Annotated in this window: 5 protein-coding genes; 4 read left to right on the top strand and 1 reads right to left on the bottom strand. The window is 44.3% G+C overall.

Going from position 1 to position 4,019, the window contains the following annotated elements; genetic code table 11:
- Positions 1-492 precede the first annotated feature (492 nt).
- Complete coding sequence (locus tag IM322_RS15255; protein WP_287677060.1) at positions 493-1,929, bottom strand: RecQ family ATP-dependent DNA helicase; 1,437 nt, start codon at positions 1,927-1,929, stop codon at positions 493-495.
- A 141-nt stretch (positions 1,930-2,070) separates the two neighbouring features.
- On the opposite strand from IM322_RS15255, the gene IM322_RS15250 reads away from it, so the two are divergent.
- From IM322_RS15250 to IM322_RS15235, 4 genes are all read left to right on the top strand, one after another.
- Positions 2,071-2,256, top strand: coding sequence for a DUF3285 domain-containing protein (locus IM322_RS15250; protein WP_287677057.1), 186 nt, complete (start codon positions 2,071-2,073; stop codon positions 2,254-2,256).
- 11 nt (positions 2,257-2,267) lie between these two features.
- Positions 2,268-2,777, top strand: coding sequence for an rRNA maturation RNase YbeY (gene ybeY, locus IM322_RS15245; protein ID WP_287677054.1), 510 nt, complete (start codon positions 2,268-2,270; stop codon positions 2,775-2,777).
- Positions 2,778-2,809: 32 nt separating this feature from the next.
- Positions 2,810-3,298 (top strand): diacylglycerol kinase family protein, encoded by a 489-nt coding sequence (locus tag IM322_RS15240; protein ID WP_287677052.1) that lies wholly within the window; start codon positions 2,810-2,812, stop codon positions 3,296-3,298.
- Positions 3,299-3,769: 471 nt separating this feature from the next.
- Positions 3,770-3,916, top strand: coding sequence for a DUF4327 family protein (locus IM322_RS15235; protein WP_287677051.1), 147 nt, complete (start codon positions 3,770-3,772; stop codon positions 3,914-3,916).
- Positions 3,917-4,019 lie beyond the last annotated feature (103 nt).

Genomic DNA, 4,019 nt, shown 5'->3' with positions numbered 1-4,019 from the left:
CTATCGAACCATACCAAGTAACGAAGAACCAAAACAACAAATGTAGGGTGTGTTAGCGTCAGCGTAACGCACCAACTTTGAACATTGGACAAGGTGCGTTACATTTCATTAACGCACCCTACAAGATCTGCGATCGCACTAAACTTGCATACCAAGGCATTATAGCTAACGTAGCTGGGAGCATCAAAATAGAGATTGCTCCCATCGGTACTCCCCACTCATCAAAGACAATTCTGACACTCCATATATTACCAACGATCATGCATCCAAATCCAACTAAAGCTCCCAAGCCCCCTACTGCTGTCACTGCTCCGTTTTTTCCTTTTCTTGCCATGTTGCTCACCGCTAGATTCAAATTACTTAAGGAAACTTAATCATAGAAGCCTTCTGGGAATCTAGCAAAGATTCTCGTATCTGGCTGCACTTGGTCACAAAATTTCACTATTATTTCGGGTGCGGTGATTTGTTAAAGTGATTATTCACTAAATGGTATCAGCCGCGACGACAATTATCGCAATGACCACAGCGAAAATTATCGGCATTTTCCTGAAACCCAAAGGCATTTAAGAGAAAGTGCCAACGACAGCGACGGGTATAGAGGTAGGGAAATATCTCATTTTTGGGTTTAAAAGTCATCTTGGCTGAATTATGGCGATAAATAAGCCGATAATGAAAAGGATCGAGCCATTCTAGGCGATCGAGACTGTGTAAAAGGGAGAGAATGAGCGCACCATCGGGAAATTCGGCACTAATCGCCTCTACTTTGCCCTCTAGGGGAATTTGGGCTAAAATTTGCCAAGCTTGTCGGTATTGACGCTCCTGTTGGTAGTTAAAGAATTTTTGCTGGTTTTTATCGCTATTATCTAACCATCCCGTCGGTTCACTAATTAAGGTGAGAGCCTGCATTTTGCCGCCATCGCGACCACCGCGGCCGATTTCCTGTAGGTATTCCGATAGTAAAGCTGGGGGTTGGTAGTGGACAACCCAACGCACATCGGGTTTATTGATACCCATGCCAAAAGCTGAGGTACAGACAACAAAAGTTAAATCCCCCCGCAGCCAATTTTGTTCTATTTCCCGACGCTGAAAGGGCGATAAACCGGCATGGTAGGCACTGGTGCGATAATGGAGAGATTGCAACCATGCCGCTAAATTTTCACTATGGCGACGGGAACGAGTATAGATCAGGCCGGATTGTCGAGGTTGACTGGTGAGGAAGTTTAATAGTTGATGACGACGACAACCGGGGCTAATACATATTTTGGTGCTTAAGTCAAGGTTTTGACGGTAAGGATTTATTAAGAAAAGCTGCGGTTTTTCTAGCTGTAAGACGCGGGTGAGAGTCTCACGGGTGGCGGGGTTAGCGGTGGCGGTAAAAGCAGCGATCGCTATTTGGCTGCCGGCTGGTTTTGATTGCAGAAGAGCGGGACGGACAGCACCGAGACGACGGTAAGCAGGACGAAAATTATCGCCCCACTGGGTTAAACAATGGGCCTCGTCGAGGATGAGAGCGTTAATTTTAACGTGGGGAAGGGTTAATTTTGACCAGAGAGGCGGACTTAAGAGCGTTTCCGGCGAAAGATAGAGAAGTCGCAGGGTTTGACTTGCGATCGCATCTAAAGTTTTCTTTCTCTGTTGTCGGGGGATTTCGTGATGAATCAGGGCAACGGGTAATTTTTTGGCTAATAATTCCTCCACCTGATTTTCCATCAGGGCAACTAAGGGGGAAATCACTAGGGTTAAGCCGGTTTTTAATAAAGCGGGCAATTGAAAACAGATAGATTTACCGAATCCCGTGGGCATGACAATCAGAGCATCTTTTGCCGCTAAAATTGTCTCGATAATCTCCTGTTGGGGAAAGCGAAAGCTATCATAGCCCCAAATTTTTTGAAAAATAGTCTGGATGCTTTCGGAATCGTGGGAAGACATGGGTTAACTGCTGGGGTGTGGGGTGTGGGGTTTTGACTATCCCGGACGGGGAACAATTTTTCCCTGGATTTGAATTTTTTTGGCACTTCTTTAATAATCTGTTACACTTATAGCGATCAATCTTTGTCTGGGGAATTACTGATGACTGAACCTGTTAGCACCACTGACCCCGCAGTAGAAACCGCCAACGAAGCGCAACCCAGTTACGTCAAGCTGGCGATGCGGAATATGGTCAAGAAAAAAGGCATCTCTTTAAAACACTTTTTTTTGACTACGGCAGCCTTACTCGCCTTTTTTGTGGGTATTTCCTATCTGACGCGTCCCTAGGATGAAATCTGGTGAGTGAGACTTTGCCCCTAGTGGTGGATTTATGCCTACAGGATAATTATTTTGATCCCGGAAATAGTCCTGTGGATGGGGAAACTTGGCACTATTGGTTGGAGACATGGTTAGGCTATCTATCGGATTATCTCCCCGTTGCCGCCGGTTATGAACTAAGTTTGCGCTTAACAGACGATCGAGAAATTCAGGCCTATAATTCCCAATATCGCCACAAAGATCAACCGACGGATGTTCTCGCTTTTGCCGCTCTCGAAGTGGATTTCCCAGTCGATGAGGGCATTTTAGAGACAGAACCTTTATATTTGGGGGATATTATCATCTCTGTCGAGACAGCACAACAACAGGCTTTAACACAAAATCATTCTTTGGCACGAGAATTGGCCTGGTTAACTGCCCACGCTTGTTTACATCTTTTGGGTTGGGACCATCCCGATGAAACAAGTCTGTTAGAAATGCTATCTTTACAGGAAACTTTGTTAACAACCGTCAAAATTGCCGATACATAGTTAGTTGTTTTTGTCAAGCATTATTGAGGAATATGAAGACAAATTATCATCAAGCCAACCAATCTGCCAGCATACCTAATCCCTATCTCAACAATAATTTTATCCCTCGATCGGGACAGGTGAGTGAGGGCAACAATCCCAGTCAAAGAGAATACGCTTGGCAAGTCGCCTCGAATCTGTTAGTCAGTTTTCGCTACGCTTGGGCAGGAGTCTGTTATGCTTTTGTCAGTCAAAGAAATTTTCGCATTCACACCCTGATTACCCTAGTAGCGATTAGTTGGGGCTTATTTTTGCGGGTTAATGCCATGGAAATGGCGATTGTCACCCTTACCTGCGCTCTGGTGATGGTCTTAGAATTAATTAACACTGCCCTAGAATCAGTGGTAGATCTGACGGTGGGGCAATCCTACCATGATTTAGCCAAAATAGCGAAAGATTGTGCCGCTGGTGCCGTTTTAATCGCCTCGATCGCCGCTTTACTCGTAGCGGCTTTTATTTTTATTCCCCATTTATTAGGGTAAGCGGGAAGCTTTTTTCAGTGATCAGTAAACAGTAAACAGTGAACTGAAAACTCAAATCTGATCACTGATAAGCTGTGCTGATTTTAAAATGCGTAGGGGAAACTTCAGTACAAATGCTCGAACTTCCTCTCCCTGCTGCCAACTCCGGCACTGCGGTGCAGTCTTAACCAGTAATATTAGATAGTCAACAGCTTAACTGATCACTAATCACTGATCACTAATCACTGATAACTAATCACTGATAACTGATCACTGATAACTGATCACTGATTTGGCATAAGAGGACTCGACAACTTTTAGCCGATAAATTTAACTTTTCTTAACCCAAGCCTAAACTGGCGAGGGGAGAGGGTTTCGCTATATATAAAAAATTGTAATCGTCGATACAGCAAAAAATCTCTTTTGTCCCTCTATAGGTTAGACTATAGTTAGTGATAAGACTTCTTTTGTAGATCTTGCAGGAAATCTCCCATGAGTGCCATAACTTTCTCCACCGCTCCCACCGCTTACTCTATCAGGATGATCAAGGACGAAGTCCGTCAGATGGTAGAACAGGGGGTAGTAAGCAGACACCAACCGAGGGAGCATCTCACTTACGCGATGAGTAATTATACTTAGCCTAAAAGCCACTCTTAATCGTGTCTTGGAACGAAATAGAGGCTTTTAAAGACTGCGTACATGGAGAATTAAAACAAGAATTACCCTCGAAAAGCCTATTTTT

The organism is Microcystis sp. M109S1 (genome assembly GCF_020247025.1).
In the GTDB taxonomy this organism is placed as follows: Bacteria; Cyanobacteriota; Cyanobacteriia; order Cyanobacteriales; family Microcystaceae; genus Microcystis.
Note: the sequence above shows the minus strand (reverse complement) of the source record. Positions and strands in the feature narration are given on the sequence as shown.

What these genes read in the sequence shown, in the direction of transcription:
- IM322_RS15255 (WP_287677060.1), bottom strand. Translation starts at nt 1,929, where the DNA reads ATGTCTTCCCACGATTCCGAAAGCATCCAGACTATTTTTCAAAAAATT.
- IM322_RS15250 (WP_287677057.1), top strand. Translation starts at nt 2,071, where the DNA reads ATGACTGAACCTGTTAGCACCACTGACCCCGCAGTAGAAACCGCCAAC.
- IM322_RS15240 (WP_287677052.1), top strand. Translation starts at nt 2,810, where the DNA reads ATGAAGACAAATTATCATCAAGCCAACCAATCTGCCAGCATACCTAAT.
- IM322_RS15235 (WP_287677051.1), top strand. Translation starts at nt 3,770, where the DNA reads ATGAGTGCCATAACTTTCTCCACCGCTCCCACCGCTTACTCTATCAGG.